At 44.9% G+C, this 23,270-nt stretch carries 21 protein-coding genes; 12 read left to right on the top strand and 9 right to left on the bottom strand.

All coding sequences use genetic code 11. The annotated features are described in order from the left end of the window. Positions 1-375 precede the first annotated feature (375 nt). On the bottom strand, positions 376-1,731 hold the full coding sequence (bioA, locus tag RA178_RS13630; RefSeq protein ID WP_306682287.1) for an adenosylmethionine--8-amino-7-oxononanoate transaminase: 1,356 nt from the start codon (positions 1,729-1,731) through the stop codon (positions 376-378). A gap of 124 nt (positions 1,732-1,855) precedes the next feature. Between bioA and bioB the strand changes: the two genes are divergently transcribed. From bioB to bioD, 4 genes are all read left to right on the top strand, one after another. Next, complete coding sequence (bioB, locus tag RA178_RS13625) at positions 1,856-2,908, top strand: biotin synthase BioB (RefSeq protein WP_263138231.1); 1,053 nt, start codon at positions 1,856-1,858, stop codon at positions 2,906-2,908. Positions 2,909-3,059: 151 nt separating this feature from the next. Next, positions 3,060-4,292 (top strand): aminotransferase class I/II-fold pyridoxal phosphate-dependent enzyme, encoded by a 1,233-nt coding sequence (locus RA178_RS13620; RefSeq protein ID WP_306682285.1) that lies wholly within the window; start codon positions 3,060-3,062, stop codon positions 4,290-4,292. Between the two features lie 64 nt (positions 4,293-4,356). Further along, on the top strand, positions 4,357-5,316 hold the full coding sequence (locus tag RA178_RS13615) for a methyltransferase domain-containing protein (protein WP_306682283.1): 960 nt from the start codon (positions 4,357-4,359) through the stop codon (positions 5,314-5,316). A 166-nt stretch (positions 5,317-5,482) separates the two neighbouring features. Continuing rightward, a complete protein-coding gene (bioD, locus tag RA178_RS13610; protein WP_263163129.1) occupies positions 5,483-6,223 on the top strand; it encodes a dethiobiotin synthase in 741 nt (246 codons plus the stop codon). A 152-nt stretch (positions 6,224-6,375) separates the two neighbouring features. Here the strand turns inward: bioD and RA178_RS13605 are convergent, their stop codons facing one another. The 5 genes from RA178_RS13605 to RA178_RS13585 form a co-directional block, all read right to left on the bottom strand. Further along, a complete protein-coding gene (locus RA178_RS13605; RefSeq protein ID WP_263235445.1) occupies positions 6,376-6,657 on the bottom strand; it encodes an HU family DNA-binding protein in 282 nt (93 codons plus the stop codon). A gap of 315 nt (positions 6,658-6,972) precedes the next feature. Next, positions 6,973-7,884, bottom strand: coding sequence for an ABC transporter ATP-binding protein (locus RA178_RS13600; protein ID WP_306682280.1), 912 nt, complete (start codon positions 7,882-7,884; stop codon positions 6,973-6,975). Beyond that, on the bottom strand, positions 7,881-8,711 hold the full coding sequence (locus RA178_RS13595) for an ABC transporter permease subunit (RefSeq protein WP_113938767.1): 831 nt from the start codon (positions 8,709-8,711) through the stop codon (positions 7,881-7,883). Before RA178_RS13595 ends, RA178_RS13600 begins: the two co-directional genes overlap by 4 nt. Before the next feature lie 161 nt (positions 8,712-8,872). Further along, complete coding sequence (locus RA178_RS13590) at positions 8,873-9,544, bottom strand: YceH family protein (RefSeq protein ID WP_113938766.1); 672 nt, start codon at positions 9,542-9,544, stop codon at positions 8,873-8,875. A 133-nt stretch (positions 9,545-9,677) separates the two neighbouring features. After that, entirely contained in the window at positions 9,678-10,520 is an 843-nt protein-coding gene (locus RA178_RS13585; protein ID WP_105252833.1) for a CvfB family protein, read from the bottom strand. 597 nt (positions 10,521-11,117) lie between these two features. On the opposite strand from RA178_RS13585, the gene RA178_RS13580 reads away from it, so the two are divergent. The 8 genes from RA178_RS13580 to RA178_RS13545 all read left to right on the top strand — a co-directional run bounded on the left by RA178_RS13580 (position 11,118) and on the right by RA178_RS13545 (position 18,009). Next, positions 11,118-11,270, top strand: coding sequence for a hypothetical protein (locus RA178_RS13580; protein WP_011846564.1), 153 nt, complete (start codon positions 11,118-11,120; stop codon positions 11,268-11,270). 487 nt (positions 11,271-11,757) lie between these two features. Then, positions 11,758-13,671 (top strand): biosynthetic arginine decarboxylase, encoded by a 1,914-nt coding sequence (gene speA / locus RA178_RS13575; RefSeq protein ID WP_028760330.1) that lies wholly within the window; start codon positions 11,758-11,760, stop codon positions 13,669-13,671. A gap of 159 nt (positions 13,672-13,830) precedes the next feature. After that, positions 13,831-14,772: an adenosylmethionine decarboxylase gene (locus RA178_RS13570; protein ID WP_306685411.1), complete on the top strand. Its 942-nt coding sequence runs from the start codon at positions 13,831-13,833 to the stop codon at positions 14,770-14,772. 28 nt (positions 14,773-14,800) lie between these two features. Beyond that, complete coding sequence (gene pdxH / locus RA178_RS13565) at positions 14,801-15,439, top strand: pyridoxamine 5'-phosphate oxidase (RefSeq protein ID WP_131523902.1); 639 nt, start codon at positions 14,801-14,803, stop codon at positions 15,437-15,439. A gap of 68 nt (positions 15,440-15,507) precedes the next feature. Further along, a complete protein-coding gene (locus RA178_RS13560; protein WP_006081277.1) occupies positions 15,508-15,960 on the top strand; it encodes a YaiI/YqxD family protein in 453 nt (150 codons plus the stop codon). Positions 15,961-16,114: 154 nt separating this feature from the next. Beyond that, a complete protein-coding gene (locus RA178_RS13555; RefSeq protein WP_263235441.1) occupies positions 16,115-16,690 on the top strand; it encodes a YceI family protein in 576 nt (191 codons plus the stop codon). 176 nt (positions 16,691-16,866) lie between these two features. After that, positions 16,867-17,223 carry a DUF3802 family protein gene (locus RA178_RS13550; RefSeq protein WP_113938764.1) on the top strand — a complete coding sequence of 119 codons (357 nt, stop codon included), beginning with the start codon at positions 16,867-16,869 and terminating at the stop codon, positions 17,221-17,223. A gap of 423 nt (positions 17,224-17,646) precedes the next feature. Then, a complete protein-coding gene (locus tag RA178_RS13545; protein WP_028760325.1) occupies positions 17,647-18,009 on the top strand; it encodes a SpoIIAA family protein in 363 nt (120 codons plus the stop codon). An 11-nt stretch (positions 18,010-18,020) separates the two neighbouring features. Here RA178_RS13545 and RA178_RS13540 read toward each other — a convergent pair whose 3' ends face one another. The 3 genes from RA178_RS13540 to nhaB form a co-directional block, all read right to left on the bottom strand. Then, complete coding sequence (locus RA178_RS13540; RefSeq protein WP_306682267.1) at positions 18,021-20,651, bottom strand: PAS domain-containing protein; 2,631 nt, start codon at positions 20,649-20,651, stop codon at positions 18,021-18,023. 160 nt (positions 20,652-20,811) lie between these two features. After that, complete coding sequence (gene dsbB / locus RA178_RS13535) at positions 20,812-21,339, bottom strand: disulfide bond formation protein DsbB (RefSeq protein ID WP_306682266.1); 528 nt, start codon at positions 21,337-21,339, stop codon at positions 20,812-20,814. Positions 21,340-21,428: 89 nt separating this feature from the next. Continuing rightward, positions 21,429-23,030 carry a sodium/proton antiporter NhaB gene (gene nhaB, locus RA178_RS13530; RefSeq protein ID WP_028760322.1) on the bottom strand — a complete coding sequence of 534 codons (1,602 nt, stop codon included), beginning with the start codon at positions 23,028-23,030 and terminating at the stop codon, positions 21,429-21,431. Positions 23,031-23,270: the final 240 nt, after the last annotated feature.

Here is a 23,270-nt window from a genome sequence, read left to right as displayed (position 1 = left end):
TTGTGTAGCGATTTAAGCCATTCCCTCTGCTCAAGTTGTTGTCAGCTTTTGGCGAAAGATATGTTGTGTAAAGTGAGTGATATAAGCATCGTTGGCTTTGATAAAATTTCCAGTTGGCGGATTAAATAAATGCACTAAATTACAGAGTTTTAATGGAAATTGTGAGCAATATTGCAATTGCAACCTTAGCGCGTTTATCTATCGAGAGGATGCGAGATTCGAACAAGGGAAGGGCTGCTGAGTCTGATATAAGCCAAGCAGTTCGAACCCCTAGCGCACAGTGCGCAGGGGTTCGTGTATTTGAAAGCCTATGTAAGTTGAAGGCTTATTGAGTTGAAAGAGCGTTAAGCTAAAAGATGGTCAAGCGCTAAAACATTAACCGTGGCTGATAAGCTGCGGCTCAAGACTTTTTGATACCGCGCTAATACCTGTTGCGACTTGCTTCATCGCGCAGGTGAGTTGGCTTAATTGTGCTGAGCTAATGATATAGGGCGGCATGATATAGATAAGGTTGGCGAAGGGACGCACCCAGACGCCTAAATCAACAAATTGTTGCTGTAGCTCTGCGGTATTGACGGGTTCGTGCATCTCTAACACGCCGACAGCGCCGAGCACTCGCACATCTTTTACGCTCGGCAAATCAATCGCATCCTTAAGTTCTAAGCGCATTTGCTGCTCGATAGCAGCCACTTGCGCTTGCCATTCATTACGGTTAATTATGTCTAAGCTTGCACACGCCGCGGCGCAGGCTAGCGGGTTACCCATAAAAGTAGGGCCATGCATAAACACGCCTGCGGGAGATTGGCTTATGCCTTGGGCAACTTTATCGGTACATAGCGTTGCCGCTAGGCTGATATAACCGCCAGTCAGCGCTTTGCCTAAACATAAGATATCAGGGGTAATATGGGCGTGTTCATAGGCAAAAAGCTTGCCTGTTCGACCAAAGCCAGTGGCTATTTCATCTAAGATCAGCAGGACATCAAATTCATCACATAGGGCACGAAGACCCGTTAAATAATCTGCGCTGTAGAAACGCATACCGCCAGCGCCTTGCATTATCGGCTCTATAATCACTGCGGCAATATCATGGTGATTAATGCTTAATATGTCGCGCATTGCGGTTAAATCATCGGCTTGTAAGGCTTCGCCAAAGGCGGTTTGTGGCGCGGGCACAAATGATTGCTTGGTTACTGCATCGCCAAACATAGTGTGCATGCCGCCTTCGGGATCGCATACGCTCATCGCGGCAAAGGTATCGCCGTGGTAACCCTTCTTAACGGTAAGAATGCGTTGTTTTAGCGGTCGCTCTTCTCCATGTACACTTCGCCCTTGCCAACTCTGACCTTGCCAATATTGCAGCGCCATTTTAATTGCCACTTCGACTGAGATAGATCCAGAGTCGCACAAAAAGACCTTTGTTAGCGGTTCGCAGGTCATAGCGATAAGTTTTTTACACAGTTCAATGGCGGGTTCATGGGTGATACCGCCAAACATCACATGGCTCAGTTGATGCAACTGTTTTTCCATCGCGGTTAATATCTTGGGATGTGCATAGCCGTGCACGCAGGCCCACCACGAGCTAGTGCCATCGACCAGCTTGCGGCCATCGACGAGTTCAAGCTCGCAGCCCTTTGCACTATGTACACCAAAAACAGGAAGAGATCGGGTCATTGAGGTGTAAGGATGCCAAATATGGGCGCTATCAAAGTCAAAATCGAGTAAATTGCGCATAAATGCTCACTTTTTTTGGTGATAAAGTAGCCATTAGTAAACTGGGTTCACTGGTTGGCGTTGACAGTTTAAGGGCTGAGGTTATCCTAGCCAAGATAAAAAAACAGAATAAAAAGGGTGTTCAATGTCGCAGTTGCAAGTTCGTCATGATTGGAAGCGGGAAGAAATCGAAGCCTTATTTGCGCTGCCGATGAATGATTTGTTATTTAAAGCCCACAGCATTCACCGTGAAGTGTACGATCCTAATGAAGTGCAAATTAGCCGCTTGTTATCGATTAAAACCGGTGCTTGCCCTGAGGATTGTAAATATTGCCCACAGAGCGCCCGTTATGACACAGGTCTAGAAAAAGAGCGTTTGCTGGCGATGGAAACTGTGCTGACCGAGGCACGCAGTGCTAAAGCCGCGGGTGCCTCTCGTTTCTGCATGGGCGCTGCTTGGCGTAATCCAAAAGAAAAAGACATGCCGTACCTTAAACAAATGGTGCAAGAAGTTAAAGCCTTAGGTATGGAAACCTGCATGACGCTTGGCATGCTGTCGGAAGAGCAGGCGAACGATTTAGCCAGTGCTGGCTTAGACTATTACAACCATAATTTAGATACTTCGCCTGAATATTACGGCGATGTGATCACGACACGTACCTATCAAAATCGTTTAGATACACTGACACATGTGCGCGCTTCTGGCATGAAAGTGTGCTCGGGCGGGATTGTCGGCATGGGTGAAAAGGCGACGGATCGCGCAGGCTTACTACAACAGCTGGCTAATTTACCGCAGCATCCTGATTCAGTACCAATCAATATGTTAGTCAAAGTGGCCGGTACGCCGTTTGAGAAGCTTGACGACCTCGACCCACTCGAATTTGTTCGTACTATCGCCGTGGCGCGTATCTTAATGCCGCTTTCCCGCGTGCGGTTATCGGCAGGCCGCGAAAATATGAGTGATGAGCTGCAGGCCATGTGTTTCTTTGCTGGCGCTAACTCGATTTTCTATGGTTGTAAATTGCTGACCACACCAAACCCAGAAGAAAGCGATGATATGGGGCTATTTCGACGTTTAGGCTTACGTCCCGAGCAGGGCGCCGCGGCAAAACTGGAAGAAGAAAGTGCTGTTTTAGCCAAAGCGGCGGCCTATCAAGATAAGTCATCGGCACAATTCTATGACGCGGCTGCTTTGTAATACCACTGAGTGCATGTTGTCCGACAAACAGGTCGAATAGCCTGTAAACCTTGTTGGCTGCAGCCTATTTTGATTGCGGCCGATAGCTTTATTGGCCGCACTCCATTTTTCAAGCAGCATTTTTAAGACAATCATTCTTGAGGCTAAATCGATGAGTTCTCTGCTCGAGATGAAAATTGCCGCCCGTCAGCAAGCCTTACGTGAGCAAGGTTTATTACGGCAACGTAAAATGTTGAGTGTTGATCACAGCTTTGATATTAACGCACCCACTTCGAGCCCGTGCTTTGTGTTCGAAGGGCGATCCTATGTTAATTTTAGCAGTAATGATTATTTAGGCTTATCCCGCGTTCCTGAGTTGGTTGAAGCGCTGCACCTTGGCGCGCAGACCTACGGTGTGGGTAGCGGCGCATCGCCCTTAGTGACAGGGTACAGTGATGCGCATGTCACACTTGAACGTGAACTCTGCGCCTTAACGGGGCATGAAGCGGGATTACTATTCTGCTCGGGCTTTAGTGCTAATACGGCGTTAATGAAAACCTTGTTTGATCAGCAAGATACTGTGATTGCCGATAAACTTGTGCATGCCTCAATTATCGATGGTTTGCAGGACAGCGGTGCGCAGTTAAAACGTTTTTTACATAATTCGCTTGAGAGCGCTGAGCGGCTTCTGACTCGAAATCACGCATCGGCGTTAATCACAGAAAGCGTGTTTAGCATGGACGGGGATTGTGCGCCGATCGTGCAGTTATCGGCGCTTTGTCGTCAACAAAATACTTGGTTGATTGTTGATGATGCCCATGGTTTTGCGGTGCTTGATGGCTATCAAAATAGTGATGTAAAAGATAAAGCCGCCAAGCTTATCGATGTGCAAGTGGTGACCTTTGGTAAGGCATTAGGTTGCCAAGGCGCAGCGGTTTTGGGGAGTCAGGCGCTGATCGACTTTTTGGTCAGTAATGCCCGCGAATATATTTATTCGACCGCCTTATCGCCCGCCAATGCCGCATTAGCGTTAGCCGCGACTCGGTACTGCACTGCACATCCTGAGTTACAGCTGAAACTGCTTGAGAATATTTCGCTATTCAAACAGTTATGCCTCGATGCTGCCGTGCCCCTTTTAGGTTCGGATACCGCAATTCAGCCGTTGATCATTGGCGATGCGCAGCAAACCCTGCAAGTCGCCGAAGCGTTAAGAGCCGCGGGCATTTGGGTTGGGGCGATTCGCCCGCCGACGGTGCCTGTAGGGTCGGCGCGATTACGCATTACCTTAACGGCGACCCATACCGCTGAAGATATTGCTGCTTGTGTTGAGCAATTAGCCCAAGTGCTCAGTCGTGTTGGTATCCCGCTTGTCAGTGAACGAGAATCTGCCGATGAGTACAGATAAATGTACCCTATAGATCGCGTTATTTTATTGAATGTTAAGTTTTTATGGTTGAGTGTTAGTTAAAATGCCAAGCCTGATAAAGTCTAGTGATCCAAGCTGTAGTGAATTTGCTCTTGAGTCAAACAAGTTTATTTCTTGCGATCTTAAGCTGAGTGAGCTTAATGCGGGCGTTTCTTATGAGGGCGTTTTCGCGGGGACTGTGTCCAATGTGCACGGGACTCAAATTGCTGAACGTTTTTCTGCAGCGGCTCATAGTTACCAAGATCATAATCAATTACAACGCCTGAGCGCTGCCAGTTTACTCAGTGAGTTTTCGGCAGCAGGTTATCTGTTAGACATAGGGGCTGGCCCAGGCACGGATTTTTCTGCGTACCACAGTGTCTCTCAACCAGCGGATCTCTCTACGCAAAATCCATCCACAACTGTATTTGCCGTGGATATTGCCCTTGGCATGCTGCAAAAGCTAAAACAGTCTTATCCCGATTATCTCGGCGTATGTGCCGATGCGCAGTGTTTACCTTTTACCAATGGCTGCATGGATGTTATTTACTCTAATCTAGCCCTGCAATGGTGTGCTGATTTTCCTGCTGCGGTAGCCGAAATAGCGCGGGTACTTAAGCCTAACGGCGAGTGTCATTTGAGCCTAGTAGCGCAGGGGAGTTTGAATCAATTAGCTGAATTAGGGTTAAGAGTGAATGACTTTTCGACGATGCAAGCACTCAAGGCTGCATTTAAACTCGATACATGGCAATTACTTGAAGTGCAACTCGTCCCTATGACAGTGTATTTTGACACTCTTAAGGCACTACTCTATTCAATTAAAGGTGTGGGGGCTTCTGTACATGTCGCCAGTTCAACAACTCGGGTTTCAGGTTCAACAGTGAGTGCTTCAGAATTCACTCCACGGCTGCGTGGTCGTCAAGATTGGCAGGCCATGCAGGCCAAAGCTGAATCGCTACGTTTACCCCAAGGTTTGCCTTTAACCTACCAGATAGTTCAAATACGTGCTCGGCGTAGGTTTTAAAGTTCACATATTATGCCTTTAGTCATGGCATTATCAATTAGCACTAATATCTAGAAAACGTTGGATTTTTAACATTACGTATAGAGATCGTTAGCTATATGGACATTTAGCTTATGGAGAGTGGGCTTAACAAAGCACAACTCATAGCAACAGATAAGGATCTAATATGTATTTTGTAACAGGTACAGATACCGATAGCGGTAAGACTTTGGTTTCGGCGGCATTATTAACCGCTGTGAATCGTTTAGGGCTCATAGCCAATGCTGACTCCGCTGTGAGTATTCTTGCGGCTAACACTATGTTGACTTTAGGTGTTAAGCCCATCGCCTCGGGCTGCGCGCAAACCTCTGAAGGATTGCGTAATGCCGATGCGTTACAGCTGATGACGTCATCTTCACTAAAACTGGCCTATTCCGTCATCAATCCTTTTTCCTTCGAACCTGCGATTGCACCGCACATTGCCGCCGCCCAAGTGGGCGTGAGTTTAGCGCCTGAAGCTATTATTGAAAGTTTAGATTTAGTGGCATTTGCTCAAGCGGATTTTTGCTTGATTGAGGGCGCGGGAGGCTGGCGTTTACCCTTAGGTGATGGCAGGTATCTTTCGGAAGTCGTACAGAGATTAGAACTGCCAGTGATACTCGTGGTTGGCATGAAACTCGGCTGCTTAAATCATGCATTGCTGACTCAAGAGGCGATATTGGCCGATGGGCTTAAGATTGCAGGCTGGGTTGCTAATCGTGTCGATCCGAACATGAGTATGTTTGAGGAGAATCTGACGAGCCTTAAAGAGATGATGACAGCACCTTTCCTCGGTTGTGTGCCATTTCTCGAGGATCCAAGTGCTGAAAACGCTGCTGACTATGTCGATATTGCGCCACTTTATCAAGGTGAGGAGAGCAATACTTAGCGACTACTTAATTGTTTAAGGCTTTCCCCTAAGCGGAACGGTTATTTTTCTTTTGATAAAAAATGAGCCTCAAATTATGTTGAGGCTCATTTCTATCAAGGCTGCTGACTAATGTTCGCAAAATCTCGCAAAATAGTGCCTGCACATTAAAGCTAAGCGCCGCTATTGATTTTCTGCTTCAATGCGGTTGAGGCTTTAAAACTGGGCTGATTGTAACCGTCGATTTCTATGGCTTTGCCCGTTTGTGGATTACGCCCTGTTTTAGCGACATGGTATCTGAGTTCAAAGGTGCCAAATTGTGGCAGGAAAATTTTCTCGCCTTCGCTCAAGGCGACGTGGATCTGTTGCAGTATCTGCTCAACCACAGGTTTAGTGCTCGCTTGCGATGCATTGAGCTCGGCGGCAATACGTTGGATAAGTTGTGCTTTGTTCATAGAAACCTCTGAAGTCAGCTTAGGTTCAATCGAAGGGGAGTTATAACAAGCTCGTCCCGAGATTGAAAGCCATAGCAAGCTCAGCGCGGTTGATTGGTGGTTTATTGACAGGCTTGTGAAGCTTTTGGTGATTGTGTGTTGCTAAAGTAAGTACAAGTTTGTCGGGTTGAGTGGCGGGCTGATTGTATTGGGTGAATTGACTGCCTTAGTTTAAAACCTTAGTTAAAAGGCTTAAGCGCAAGGCGTATTGCGCTTAAGCTGTGGATTGAACACTAATCAACCGTTGGGTGATGAGAAACCCCTTTTAACGCTTGCCTATGAAAAGAGTGTTTCTTCCAGAGTGCGACCTTTCAGCAGCATCTTGTATTGCCATTGATGCTGATTGAAGAGGGCGAATAGGCGCATCTCAATATCACTGTTGTGCGCTTTTTCTGTATTTGTGTCTAGCTGGATAATAAACACATTGCTTTGTTTTGAGCTAATGTTCACTACTCCCGCCAGTTTTGCCACTTCCGCTTGCAGTGCATCGCTCTCACAATTTTGCATGGTTAACGTCAGGTAATCGCTGTCGGTCGACGCATGCATTGACACAGCTTGGCTCAGTTGGCCTTTATCTAAATACAACACTTGATCGCACAGCTTTTCGAGCTCATCGAGATTATGCGAGCTGATCATAAAAGTTGTGGTGGGCGATAAGGCTTTGACCAGTTCACGGACTTTTTTTGCATTGGCAGGGTCGAGTCCCGCCGTCGGTTCATCTAATAATACTAATTCTGGCGAGCCAATCAGCGCCTGCGCAATCGATACACGTTTACTCATACCGTGGCTAAGGCTAGGCGGTTTTTGTTCGGCAACATCAATTAGATCGACCAAGGCCAACACGCGAATGGCCTCTTGCTTTGCTTGCTCCACGTTCATGCCCTGCAGGCGAGCGAAAAATATTAACTGGCTGACAATCGTCAAGTTGGGATCGAGTACTGCATCCTGGGGTAAAGCGGCAATCTTGCCTAAGAGTTTAGGGCTATTGGGGGCTTCACCGAGTAGGGTTATGGTTCCAGAGCTGGGTGATAAATAGCCGCATAACAGGCTAAAAAGCGTGGTTTTACCCGCGCCATTGGGACCGACAAGGGCGATGGGGGCACCCGCTTCAAGACTGAAACTCACATTATTCAGCGCCTTTTTGCTGCCGTAAAGCTTCGATAGCCCTTGGCATTGGATCAGACTCATAGCGAGCTCCTTTGCATATAAATTCTGCCGAGCAAGAGGGCCACAGCGGTTTGTAACAGTGGAATAGGGGCATAGACTAAGCTATTGAGTCCATTGGTATTGAGCATGTCCGACAGTTGAGCACCGGGTAATACCCACTGGAGTTGTGCGAGTAGGCTAGATTGATTCGCTAACACCACGATAGTGATGGAAATCACTGTCCATAAAATGGTGGCAAACACCATAGCTTGGCGTGCCGTGCGCGCATACAGGGACAATAAAGTCATCACAGCCGTGTAGGGCAAGATCACTATGATGAGGTTAAGGCCCACTAAGGCGCCAGACGTTAACGCAGATAAAAACAGTTGGCTGTCGCGGCTGAGCGCGAGGGCGACAGTGGCGATAATCGTTAATAGGATCAGTAAACCTTGGATCAGAATTTGGCCGAGAAAACGGCCGAACAATAAGCTGTCACGGCTAGTGCGTATGGTTAAAAAGCGCAGCGTGCCGCGGGTTTTATCCGATGAGAACTGATCGGCGGCGATAAGAATACTGAACAGTGGAAACAAATACAGCGCAAAACACCAAAACACTGCCATTTCGGCCACGGGCCACTCAAAGAGCACATTGAGGGTATTGGCACCAAATAAGCTGTCGATGATATCTTTTACATTGGGCTGCAATAACATGGCCGATGCACTTTGAATGGGGTAAAGCAGAAGTACACCCCAAACTAAACCAAAGGCGACCAAGGCGATGATCCCGCGGGTATTAAATAAAAATTTGCGCAGTTCAAACATGGCGATAATAAACATGTTGTTGAAACTGCTGGGTGGATTATTGGTCATGTGCTGTCTCTATTCTTTTTTGCGCTAGGTTCAGGGGCTATGGTGCTTGGCGCGGTTAAGTTTCTCACCCTTGGGTAGACAGTGGATTGGTCTATAAGTGCCATGTTGCTCACATAGCACTTATTATCCATCGGTATTTATCAGTCATTATCTATCGCTAATTAGCTCAATGAGGCGATTAATTCATCGAGCTTTTGCGTCAGTTCGGCGACTTGTTGTTCAAGCTCTGTCACTCTGTTCACTAATTCAAGCGGCTCTGCGTCTACAGACACAGCGACATGGGCTAAGGTATGACTTGTGCTATGGGATTGACTAGCACTTTCGTGCGATGACGCTGCAGAGAATAATTCCACATAACGGGATTCACGGCGACCAGCTTCTCTGGGTAATTGTTTTAAGAAGGGCTTTTCACGGCTCATTAATTGGCGGATGCAATCTTCCACGTCGATCACGTCTTTAAATTCGTGTAGGCGGTTGCTGCGGGTCCGAAGTTCTCCCGGTGTTTGTGGGCCACGTAATAGCAACAAACAGACGATGGCGAGTGCGGCGGGGGACAGTTGAAGTTCGCTGAATTCGGTATTGCAGAATCTGTGCTTGTATTTAACGACGCGGCTGCCGAATCCCGACTGTTCGCTGATCAAACGTTTCCGATTTAGGGAATCAACGGCGATTTGCACTTGGGTTTCACTGAGTTCGAGTACGGGCTCGCGGCTGGTTTTTTGATTGCAGGCTAAGGTCAAAGAGTTTAGCGAGAGTGGATATTGCTCAGGGGTGGTGATTTCTTTCTCAAGCAGGCATCCGATGACTCTGGCTTCGTGTAACGTGAGTTCCATATAAGCTCCAAAGAAAAAAGCATGGCTTTGTTTATAACAGAGCCATGCTTAATATCCTAGGAGTTGTCAGTCAAACTCTGTCTTAGTGGCGGTAAACTGTACAATTTTAACGCTAAGTCCTGAATAGAGTTGATTATTCTGCTGTTTCAGTTAAACGCAGACCATCATTATCTATGCTCAGTTGGCCATTCTTAAACAAGCCACCTATGGCTTTTTTGAAGGCCTTTTTACTCATGCCAAGCTGATCGTAAATGATTTCAGCATCGGTTTTATCGGTCAGGGCTAAGAAGCCGCCAGCCTGTTTGAGTTTGATCAGAATGATGTGGGCGTGCTTATCTAATTCTTGTTTGCTGCCTTGTTGCAGCACAAGATCGATTTTGCCATCGCGACGCACTTGTTTGATGAAACCTTTGAGTCTTTGGCCGAAACGCAGTTTTTGGAACACTTCGTTTTCGTAAATCACGCCCCAATGGGCATGATTAATAATGGCTTTGTAGCCTAAATCTGTGGTGCCGCCGATGTATAAATCGACCTGCTCACCCACTGTGTAGTCTGGCTCTGTCTTATCGAGGAACTTATCGATTTTTGATGAGGCCATGATGCGTTCATCGGCGCGGTTAGCGTGTACATAGACCAAGTATGAACGGCCTTCTTCGATAGGCTTATGTTGCTCACCGAAGGGCAGTAATAAATCTTTATCTAAGCCCCAGTCTAAAAAGGCGCCATAAGGGCCGGTTGCAACGGCTTTTAAATAGGCAAATTCGCCTACCTGTGCCAATGGACGGCGCGTGGTAGCAATCACGATATCTTCAGAATCTAGATACAGAAACACGTCAAGCAGATCACCGACTTGGCAGTCTTTTGGGGTGACTTTGTTTGGCAGCAGTACTTGCCCTAATTCGTGGGCGTTTAAATACACGCCAAAGCTGACTTGTTTTACAACCTCAAGTTTGCAGGTTTTACCTATCTGTACCATGGATCTCTCTGTGCATAATGGAATGTGATTCGGTTGCGATTATACACTTCGGTGCTGAAACTGCAGCATTATTGTCTTTGAGCTTTATTTTAGCGTGTGTGGGCCGTCACTCAGCGAAGGCTTGATCACGCATTGTGTCTCGGAGGAACCACTGATTTGTGGCGGGTTTGGCGCTGTGATATTGGTTGTTTGGCTTTGCTTAATGTTGGCAAATGTGTATCACTTGAGTGACACACAAAAATCAGGGATATTTGCAGGGGTAAATGTCAATAAAAGTGACAAAGGTGATATAAAAAATATTGAACAGACTTGTACGACGTTTATGGGTTAACTAACTAATATTACTCTATTTAAAACCAATGGGTGGCGGGTGGTTGTTAAGCAAGTGTTTATTATATTTTAATGCAAAAGATTAAATGAGATTCTTGCTTGCATTCTGTGACATTGCGCGGTTTAATTGCGCCGTTCAACGATTCCGCTCGTTGCAGACATTACAAATATTACGTGAGTAATAAAGGTTTTATGGTTCACCAGTCATTAACCGTGTAATTGACAACATATCGATTTACATGGGGTTAAGAGGGTTTTTATTAGCTAATGCACAAGCATCCATTTTTTGCACTTTGCCTAAAAGTGTCACAATGCCAACGCTCGATTGTCGTACCATACGATGATACTGGCCTTAAGCATCTCACGTTGATCCGCATCAATTCTGGCCGCGAAGAAGCCAATAGTCCCCTGTTAAAATAATCTTGCCTAGCGATAAGCTGGTTTGGCGTTTTCGCTAGTTCAGTGTTATCGGTTTTCGTTTTCTACTTGTGTTATCGGTTTCTGAAGGTCTTAACCTCTTTCAAACGTCTTTAAGCTACTTATTAGCTTGATGTTTTAAGGATGCGACTCAGGATCTTATTTGGCTTTTTGGCGGTATTTGTGCCCTTTAGCCTGAGGATAAATGCAAGCGAGGCAAGTAAAGATAGCTTTACTGAGGTAAGGGAATAAGCTTTCCCTTCAATATGATACGATGTATTGCGCTAAGATGCGTTGTCTCTTGCGCTATTAATGAAAATCGCAGCAATGTCACTTACACTAGCGTGACGTTGCGGCATTAAGGAGAAGGTAAAATCTACCTTCGTGTATGTCAGGTAAGGTGTCCCTTTGCCTGGGTTTGTCGAACGGGCGGTTGTGCTATTAAGCCATAACCGTTTAACCCATTTTTTAATAGACGGGCTAAATAATAATGAATGATTGGTCTATTGATGATGCTCGTGCTGGGTACAATGTTACTCACTGGAGCCAAGGTTTTTATGGGATTAGCGATCAAGGTGAGGTGACTGTGTCACCGGACCCCAAAAATCCTGATTACAAGATTGGCTTAAATGAGCTAGCCAAAGACATGGTTAAGGCGGGAGTCGCTTTACCTGTACTAGTTCGTTTTCCGCAGATCCTGCACCACAGAGTGAACAGTTTGTGCCAAGCATTCGACCAAGCGATACAGAAGTACGAGTATCAGGCGGACTATTTGCTGGTTTACCCGATTAAAGTAAACCAACAGCAAACTGTGGTGGAAGAGATCCTGGCGAGTCAGGCATCAAAAGAAGTACCACAACTGGGTTTAGAAGCAGGCAGTAAGCCTGAGCTGATGGCTGTGTTAGCCATGGCGCAAAAAGCCAGTTCAGTCATTGTATGTAATGGTTATAAAGATAATGAATATATCCGTTTAGCACTGATTGGTGAAAAGTTAGGCCACAAGGTTTACATCGTTTTAGAAAAACTGTCTGAACTGAAAATGGTGTTAGCTGAATCTAAACGTCTGGGTGTGACACCGCGTTTAGGTCTACGTGCACGTTTAGCGTTCCAAGGCAAAGGCAAGTGGCAGGCGAGCGGCGGTGAAAAATCTAAGTTCGGTTTATCTGCTGCGCAAATTTTGTTGGTTGTAGAGCAACTTAAGCAACACGATATGCTGGATTCGCTGCAATTGCTGCATTTCCACTTAGGTTCGCAAATCGCTAATATCCGTGATATTCGCCAAGGTGTGAGTGAAGCGGGTCGTTTCTACTGTGAATTACGTGAATTAGGCGCAAGCGTTAACTGCTTCGACGTCGGTGGTGGTTTAGCGGTGGATTACGATGGCACTCGTAGCCAAAGTAATAACTCGATGAACTATGGCCTGACCGAATACGCCAACAACATAGTTAACGTATTGACTGACATCTGTAATGAATACGAGCAACCTATGCCACGTATTATTTCAGAATCGGGTCGTTACTTAACGGCGCACCATGCTGTGCTTATCACCGATGTTATCGGTACTGAAGCTTATCAGCCTGAAGATATTCAACCGCCAGCGGAAGATTCACCACAGTTATTGCATAACATGTGGCATTCATGGTCTGAGATCAGCGGTCGCGCCGATCAACGTGCTTTGATTGAGATTTACCACGATAGCCAAAGTGACTTACAAGAAGCGCATTCGCTATTCGCTTTAGGTCAATTGACCTTAGCGGAGCGTGCGTGGGCTGAGCAAGCTAACCTGCGCGTGTGTCATGAAGTGCAAGGGCTATTGAGTGCGAAAAACCGTTATCACAGACCTATCATTGATGAACTCAATGAAAAGTTAGCCGATAAGTTCTTTGTTAACTTCTCATTATTCCAGTCATTACCGGATGCTTGGGGTATTGACCAAGTGTTCCCAGTATTGCCGTTATCGGGCCTAGATAAAGCCCCTGAACGCCGTGCTGTCATGCTCGATATCACCTGCGACTCTGACGGTATTGTCGATCAATACGTTGATGGTCAAGGGATTGAAACCACGCTGCCAGTGCCAGCATGGAGTGCGGATAGCCCATACCTGATTGGTTTCTTCCTTGTGGGTGCATACCAAGAAATCTTGGGTGATATGCATAACCTGTTTGGTGATACAAACTCAGCAGTGGTTCGCATCGAAGATAATGGTGTGACTAACATCGAATCTGTATTGGCGGGTGACACGGTTGCTGACGTATTGCGTTACGTTAACTTAGATGCGGTGGCCTTTATGCGCACTTATGAAGAGTTAGTGAATCTGCATATCGCCGAAGGTGAACGCGCACAAATTTTAGAAGAATTGCAACTAGGGCTGAAAGGCTATACCTATTTAGAAGATTTTTCTTAATTTCTAGCGTGTTAAAATAAATCAGCCTTGGGTAACCTCGGCTGATTTTTGTTTTTATAAGGACAGATTTTTCGCTTTTATTGCCGTTTTAGTCGTGTAAAATCGCGTTGTTCTAGGATCAAGTAAAGGATGAGTGACGATCATGAGGTCAAAGGGTTGATGTTTTTCGAAGGTTCAGAAAAAAAACTCGAGATTATCGTGACGGCGTCTACGCCGAATTTACGAGAACTCGATGTGAGTTTTTGGTCTGCCTTAGTCAACTGTGCCCACGCCGAGATACTGTCGCAGTTAAGTAATGCGGACTGTGATGCCTATCTTTTGAGCGAATCCAGCTTGTTTGTATGGCATGACAGATTTGTCATGCTCACCTGTGGTAACAGTACCTTAGTGGACGCCGCTTGTTATTTTATCGACGCGCTTGGCGTGCCTGCCATGGCCTTGGTGAGTTATCAGCGTAAAAACGAATACCAAGCCCATCTGCAAACCACGAGTTTTGCCGAGGATATTGGCAAACTGCGCCAACGTATCGCCGGTAAAGCCTTTCGAGTGGGTCATCTCGACAGCCATCATCACTATTTTTTCTGCTCTGACAGTGATTATCGAGCACCAAAGGATGATCAAACTAGTGAGCTGTTGATGTATCACATTCGTGGCGAATTTGCCGACTATCTTAATGGCGGCTCGCAGAGTAACGATGAGATTTGCGCTGCACTCGAACTTAACGATTTACTCCCTGAATTTGAGATTGACGCCCATTTATTTGATCCGTCAGGCTTTTCGATGAACGGTCTCTGGGGCAAATATTATGTTACTTTGCATATTACGCCTCAAAGCGACAATGCGTGCGCTAGCTCCTATGTGAGCTTTGAAACGAATCTGGATTTAGCGCAGTATCCGCAAGATCTATTAGCGCGTCTATTAACCTTGTTTGCTCCTGTCAGTTGGGACACAATCCGCTTTAATACCGACGACTCAACGCAGGGATTTCCTGCCCATTTATGCTTAGGGCGGTGTTCATTAACGACCGAGCAAGGTTATAACATTGGTTTTAGCCACTATCAGCAGCTTCAGGCTGAAGTGCTGATCCCTGAACTCATGTGAATTTTTGGCGTTTGCTTAAGGAAACCCTATGACAGATCTCAGTGATATCCGCCGCGAGTATGCCAAAGGCGGCTTAAGACGTGCCGACTTACCGCAAAACCCGATGGATTTGTTTGAACTGTGGATGACGCAGGCGAGGGATGCAGAGCTTAGCGATCCCACCGCTATGTGTGTGGCGACTGTGGATGAGCACGGCCAACCTTTTCAACGTATAGTATTACTTAAGCGTTTTGATGACACAGGTTTCGTATTTTTTACTAACCTTGGCAGCCGCAAAGCACAGCAAATTGCTGCTAATAATAAAGTCAGTTTGCATTTCCCTTGGCATCCTCTAGAGCGTCAAGTATCGGTGCTCGGTGAAGCGCAGGCACTGTCCACCGCTGAAGTGCTTAAATACTTTATGACCCGTCCTAAGGACAGCCAAATTGCTGCTTGGGTATCGCAGCAGTCGAGTAAACTCAGCGCTAGACAAGTACTTGAAGGCAAATTCTTCGAAATGAAAGCTAAGTTCGCCAAGGGCGATGTGCCTTTACCCAGTTTTTGGGGCGGTTACTTAGTGAGACCTTCGAGTATCGAATTTTGGCAGGGTGGAGAACATAGGCTGCATGATCGTTTTATTTATTCTCGCCATGATGCAGAGTGGGAAATCGATCGTTTAGCGCCTTAGTACGGTGCATAGTTCGATAGCTCGGCATAAAACTGAGCTTGTGAACCTAATTACAGAGTTAAAAGACATTGAGTGATTATAAAATTTGGGTTGATGCGGACGCGTGTCCCAATCCTATCAAAGAAATCCTGTTTCGGGCGGCGGAGCGCAAAGCCCTGCCGCTGGTGCTGGTGGCTAATCAAATGATCCGCGTACCACCATCTCCCTATATCAGCCAAATTCGAGTCGGTGCGGGATTTGATGTGGCCGATCAATATATTGTCGATCATGTTGAACCGACGCATTTAGTGATCACCGCGGATATTCCCTTAGCGGCTTTAATCATTGAAAAGGGCGCCTTGGCGCTCAATCCCCGTGGCGAGCTTTATACCGTCGATAACATAAAACAAAAGCTGACGATGCGCGATTTTATGGAGGATTTGCGCGGTTCTGGCGTGCACACTGGCGGGCCTGATTCGTTTTCTCAAGCAGATAAACAGGCTTTTGCCAATAGCTTAGATAAATGGTTAGTGCGCGTATGAATCATAGTTTACTGGTCGCTAATGGATAAACAGAGTATCTTTAGCTTAAGTTAGGTGATGTTGATCACGTTTAACTGGGCAGGATTTTAGTCTGTTGCGGATGTCGATTTTCTTTACGGCATGGCTTTAAACTCACTCTTTAAGGACGGATACGATGAAAAAATGGATGGGAATTGTCGCCTTATCTGCTATGGCCAGTTTTAGCTGTGCCGCGCAATGGCAAGTGATGGAACAAGATTCGCGAGTCAGTTTTATTTCGGTAAAGAAAGGTGATATAGGTGAAGTCCATCACTTTAAACAACTCAAAGGTACGCTAAAAGATAACGGTCTATTTGAATTAACAATTCCACTAATCGGTGTGGCAACGGGTATTGATGTCCGCGATGAGCGGATGCAAAATTTGTTATTTGAAGTGTCTTTGTATCCAGAGCTGAAACTGTCATCACAAGTAGACCCTCAGATACTAAAAAATCTTGGCGTTGGTGAGAGTAAAGTTTTTGATATTGATGGAAAAATTGCGTTACACGGTAAATCGCAAACTAAGGCTTTTTCGGTGATTATCACTAAAGTTTCTGATAACAAACTTTTAGTGAACAGTTTTCAACCGGTAATTGTTAATGCCAATGAGTTTGATCTTGTTGCTGGGATTGATAAATTACGTGAAATTGCGGGTTTATCGAGCATTAGTCAAGCTGTTCCTGTGTCATTTATACTAACCTTAACTCAGTAACTTCAATAAGATTGGTATAGATCAATACGTCTGTTATCGAAGATAGGCTAGAGTTAAATAAGTGGCGTATGCTAGATCTTGATAAGAAGCCGAGCCTTTGGCTTCTTTGATATTTTCTGATGTGCTATTAATAGCATCACAATAGATATTAAGTTAATGAGTTTAAAGGGTAAAAAATGGTCACAGATAAAGATGGTTACATGCATTTGGTCCAGTATTTAACTGAACATCTTGGCTTATTTGAAACACCAAGTTCAGAGGTAGTTTCAGACGATACTGTGATGGAGTTATTTGAAGAGCAATTGTCGGCACAGATCATTATGGTGTGTGGCCAAAATCCATCGTTGTCTTTTACGCAACGTAATGTGATTATCCGTGAAGTGGATGCAATTGTGTATGATTTAGAAGAGATTTTAGCTTCAGTTGCCAACCATAAAGCGACTCCCGCACAGACTTTATTTATTACCGAGTTTTCTAGTTTGATTAAGAATTTGTTCGATCAAGAAATCGCTAAACTTCAAGTGAGTGCTTAGTCAGAATAGCAATTAGATTATCTATTAATGCGTGATTTCAGGTAAGTCACGACTAATACTAATTTTTAGCGGCGTAAATCATCATCGTTTGAGTACCATGTGTTTCCTCACTCTTATTGTTAAGCTCGAGCAGTCGTAGCCTTGAGTGTGAGGTAAATATCTGCTCTTTGCTTCACCTCATGTTATTTCGTATGGTCACCATTTTTCATCGAGTTCTGCGACTAAGTTTTGTTGCTGGGTTATGCGAGTCATCGCTGTGGATTAGCTCCTTTTAGTGTTATTTGCATTGCTGATGTGTATGTATTAAATGGTGTTAGCTTAAAATAAAAAGCCCATCTTTCCCGCATTTATGTCATTGTCTGTGTATCTTTAGTGTATGAGCTTTAACTATTTTTCCCTTCATGTATTGATAAGGAGTGTTCAATGCTAACGATTTCTTCGGGTCATGCTGATGATATATTGGCAGTGGTCGCATCTGGCCGTGTTAACCATGGGGATGTTGAAGGCTATTTGGTTCCCGCCATAGAAGCCAAGCTGCAAGACCACGCCAGTATTCGCCTTTGGTACGAGTTTTCCCCTGAATTTGAAGGTATATCCGTTGGGGCCCTGTGGGATGATGCGGTATTAGGTTTATTTCATTTAAGTGATTTTTCAAGGGTTGTGATGATTGCCAATGCCACTCAAACAAATGCTATGGTTAATGCGCTAGCCTGCATGCTGCCATGTCCGGTAAAGGTATTTACCGCCGATGAACATAGCCAAGCCAAGGCATGGTTAGATCAATAACGCACCTTTGTTTATTGCGGTTCTAAATCTGTACTCAATGGCCAACGACATTGAATGTGTGTGCCTTGGTTCAAGTGGCTACTGATGCTAAGGCTGCCATTGAGATCATTTTTAAGCCACAGATTTATACAGGTCAGCGTTCCAAGGCAGAGTTCTTGCGCTAGTTCTTGCCGTAACTGTGCGAGTTGCAGCTCTGTCATACCTATCCCATTATCGATAATACTGATGTGTAACTCTTCGCTCGACTTGTCGATATTAATGGTTATTTCACGCTGTTCATTGTGAGCTTTAAATGCATGATTCAACGTGTTGGTGATTAGACGATAAAACAGCTGCAAATATTGCCATGAAGGGCCATCAATAATGATGTTTTCTTCGCAATTTAACGCTATTTCCACATTTGTTTTAGCTAGTTGTACCTTTAGTAACCCTAAGAGATGGCGCATAAATTGTGCGAGATGCAGTGGCCGAATGTCATTTTGATGATTCGTTAATAACTGGGCAATATGTCGCAATTTATCTGCCTGAGTCACCATGATTTCGGTGATCTGATTTTGGTCGTTAGCATTATCTATTGGCTGAAGTTGGCACACTTTGGCGAGTAGCTGATCTTGCTCATGCATAATTTGCGTCATCATTTCAGCTAGAAAATTTTGCATTAGCTGTTGACTTTGTTCACGACTGAGATTGAGTTGATGATGCTTCTCAAGTAATTGGGTTGATTTGTCTTGGAGCAGATAGAGTTCATGGTTATGTTGATTACTGAGGCGAACTTGTTCTTGTAGGTGATTAAGCGCTTCGACTTGCCCTAAAAGTAACTTTTCTTGTTCTTGCTCTTTAATTTTTTGTAAGGTGATATCAAAGGCGATAGCACCGACTGCAATAACGGTATCGTCATCATCTTTGATCTTAAATTTAGTCACGATATAAATAAGATTGCCTAGGGGCGATGGAATAGCTTCTTCGAAGTTTATGGCTTCATGATTATGCAGAACGCGTCGATCATTTTGTTGATACTCGTGGGCAAATTGGCTGGGAAATATCTCAAAATCAGAGGTGCCAATAATGCGTCTGCGTTCTATACCTAAGATTTCACAATATTTGTCATTGACGAGAATATATTTACCGTGAAGATCTTTGATATAGATGAGATTTTGAGAAAATTTAAGCAAAGCCCTCAATTGTTCTTTATGGCGCTTTAACTCCAGTTGAAACAGATTTTGGCTCTGCAATTGCTGTTCTAGCGCCAGGTTACTCGCATCTAAGCTCGCCATTGCCACTTCAAGTTGTCGAGTACGCGATAGGAATGTTTTTGCCAATAAGCCAATTTCGTCATGGCTGTTATTGGCTTTGAGTTCGATAGAGGCGGAATCATTACGTTTTAAGGCTTGGACGATTTCAATAATGGGGGTAATAAATAGTCGGTGCTGGAGTAAGAATAATAGAATTAAGCCTAATAGTTGAATACAGACTAAATAAACGCCGACCTTTTCGATTAAATGTTTAGCGGTATCCTGCAGCGGTGAAATTGGGGTGACGACAAGTACCTTCCAATAGGTATTTGGCATGAGAAATACCGAAACGAGGGATGCCGTTTTAAGGATTGGATCATGGGTCAAAGTTACCGACGTCAGTAATTTCGGGGCAGTAAAATGATTTAAGGCATTGTTATTTACGATGGCCGCTAACATGTCACGCTCATTTTGATGACTTAGTCTCGTTAGATGCTGCATCTGTTCTTGGGTAAAAACGCGTTCGGCAATCGCCGCTTCTATAAAGGCTTTATCTGCACTCTGTAATGCGACTTCGACGGGGCTGAAATCTGGCTGTTGGCTGGCGAGATGATTGAAGGTGACGAAAGAATGATTGGTATTGGTTTGATGCTTAAGATCGTTATTGGCATCCGGATAGGCGAGTACTTGGTTTTGATGATCTAAGGCTATGACATAGCCTCTGACATTAATCATAGCATTGCGTAACAGCACATTGAGCTTTTCTAAACTGATATCCACAGTGGCTGCACCAATAAACTGATGGTCCATCCACATAGCGCCTGAGGCTGTGATCATTGACTCATGGGTTGTCGGATCGAAATAAGATTTTGACCAGAAAATTTTACCTGCAGGAAAATAGCGCGTCGGGCGATACCATTCTTCGGTGTGGTAGCTTGGGAACGTGTCTTTGTTATAGGAATCAATGGCGACTAATTCATCGTTTACATTGTGTGCCCAAAACAGGCTATCTCGAAATTTTTGCTGATTAAACGCACCGGGTTCCGGCCAGACGCCGCCGCCAGAAATGATGCGTTGTTGACTATCGAGTTTCAGCAACGTGGGAATGGTTTTCACCAGTTGCTCATGATCATAGCGGTAAAGTTTGGCAATACTGGAAATAGAGTCGACTACGGTTTCAACCTGTGAAGTCATTTCTTGCAGTTTGGCGATAATCAACTGGCCATAGTTTTGGTTTAACACGGCTTGCTGATCAAGAACTTGTTGGCGTTGAATGCTTAGCATCACCCAAGCTGTACTACAAATCAAAATAGCGGCAATGACGAGCTGAATAAGGCTAAATTTGAATGGCAAACTGTTTTGCCATTGGGTTAATGGCGTGTGTGGCTCAGATGTCGAACTTTTTCCCATAATCCCCAGTTTCCAAATCACCACTTTTCATTGAGCCAGTGTAGCGCTTTCTCACTGTTTTGCTATTGGCATATGTTTAAGTTGCGAGGATTGAATGGGATAAGTGGAATACAATCGTCAATAAAAAGGCAGGTTCTATGCCTGCCTTATCTCAAACTTGTTATTTATAAAGAGATGGTTTATTTGTACCACTTAGGACAGGCACAATAAAGAGTAACCAAGCGACTAAGAAGCCACTGAAGCCCACGACCATCCATTCGGGCATCGTTACACCCATAAAGACCCAAGGTACATCAGTACACATGCCAGTAGGCATCATAACGGCAGGGAACCATTCGTGTAATGGCATCCAAGCTGGAAATTCAGGTAAGAATGAACAGGTTGAAAAAGGGGATGGGTTGGCTTGCATATCTACGAGCGATAAGGCTAGTTTTAATCCCCAAGTTGCACTGATGGCCCAGAGCACGGCAGCTAAGATCCTGACGATTCGATATTTGGGTGCTGTCATGCCAATGAGACCTGCTGCCAATAAACCAAAAATAGCGAGTCTTTGGTAAATACACATGACACAGGGTTCCAGTTTCATAACATATTGAAAATACAGGGCGGCTGCTTCTAACCCAAGGGCTGTGCCTGCGAGAATAAACCAAGATGAACGGGAATGGGCAAAGCGAGTCATTACAGTCAAAGTGAGCTCCATATCAACAAAAAACGCCCTCAGACATGGGGCGTTTTTTGGACTCTACTTATTAAATAAAGTTCAGTCAATAAAGAAGATTAATGTCCAGTCATCGGCTCTAAAACTTCACTCGCGCTGTGATGGATGATTATCTGGGAATCATAGAAATATTGGGTAGCTTGTTCTAAGAAACCCGTTTGAATCGCCATGACACCTACGATAGACAGCACGATAGTGTAAGGCAATGCCATCCATACCATTCTGCCATAGGATAAGCGAATAAGTGGCGCTAGTGCTGAGGTTAGTAGGAATAAGAACGCCGCTTGACCATTGGGCGTGGCAACCGAAGGTAAGTTAGTTCCAGTATTAATCGCAACGGCCAGCAAGTCGAATTGATCACGGCTGATTTGACCGTTAATCAATGCCGCTTTCACTTCGTTAATGTACACAGTGCCGACGAACACGTTATCACTCACCATAGACAGCAATCCGTTGGCGATGTAGAAAATCACCAACTGAGTATTGCCTTGATAACTCAGTGCCCATTGGATCACTGGTGCGAATAAGTGCTGGTCGATAATCACGCCAACAACCGCAAAGAAGACTGCTAATAACGCGGTAAAAGGCAGTGCTTCTTCGAAAGCTTTACCGAGGGCATGCTCATCGGTAACGCCGTTAAAGGCTGTGGTTAAAATAATCACAGAAAGACCAATTAGGCCCACTGAGGCCAAGTGCAATGCAAGTCCAGCGATCAACCAGACACCCACTAAGGCTTGGACGATTAACTTCATGTTGTCTTTATTGGTACGGCGTGCATCTTCATGGGCGGCATATTCACATAAGATCCGATGAACGGCCGTTGGCAACTTAGCGCCATAACCAAAAATGCCAAATTTTTCAACTAAGTAACAAGTTAAGATGCCCGAGATTAATACAGGAACAGTAACGGGTGACATACGCACGGCGAATTCACCAAATTGCCAATTTGCTTGCGCGGCGATAATAAGGTTTTGTGGTTCACCGACCATAGTACACACGCCGCCCAGCGCAGTACCCACACCCGCATGCATTAACAGATTACGTAGGAAACCACGGAATGCACTGAGTTCTTCTTCGTTTAACTGATCTTCACCATCATCATTTTTACCTTCAGAGGTATGATCGTGATCGGCGCCGAAATCTTTTCCAGAAGCGACCTTGTGGTAAATAGAATAGAAACCCACAGCGACCGCGATAATGACGGCAATAACCGTTAACGCATCTAAGAAGGCTGATAAAAAGGCTGAAGCCAAACAAAACATTAATGACACTAAAATTTTAGAGCGCACTTTAGTAATGATTTTCGTGAAGCCAAATAGCAGCAATTGCTTCATGAAATATATACCAGCGACCATAAACACCAAGAGTAATAATACTTCGAGGTTGGCTTCTATTTCATGTAAGACTTGGCTTGCCGATGTCATTCCGATCGCGACGGCTTCAATTGCCAATAATCCGCCAGGCTGTAATGGATAGCATTTTAATGCCATTGCTAAGGTAAAAATAAATTCAAGCACCAATACCCAACCAGCCACAAAGGGGTCGACATAGAAAAAGAGTATTGGATTGATAATTAAAAATGACAGTATTGCGGTTTTGTACCACTTAGGAGAATTTCCTAAGAAGTTCCCAATAAACGCCTGACTCATTGTCGCCGGCATGGCAGCCTCTCTTCTAATTATGTTAAAAATTGCACGTGATTATTATCAATACCTGCGTTAGTTAAATGAGTCTAGCCTAAAGAGAAAGCTAATGTAATGAGTTACTGATACCGACATTTCAAAAAGCGGAGCTAAGCGGCAAAATTGGCCCATCCTGTATTGACCTTGGTCGTTTTTTTGAACGATTCTGTGACATTTACACGGCGATAACACAGTGATTTTAAGTGAATGGTTTCCATT

The sequence above is a fragment of the Shewanella oncorhynchi genome (assembly GCF_030848765.1).
Taxonomy (GTDB): Bacteria; Pseudomonadota; Gammaproteobacteria; order Enterobacterales; family Shewanellaceae; genus Shewanella; species Shewanella oncorhynchi.
Note: the sequence above shows the minus strand (reverse complement) of the source record. Positions and strands in the feature narration are given on the sequence as shown.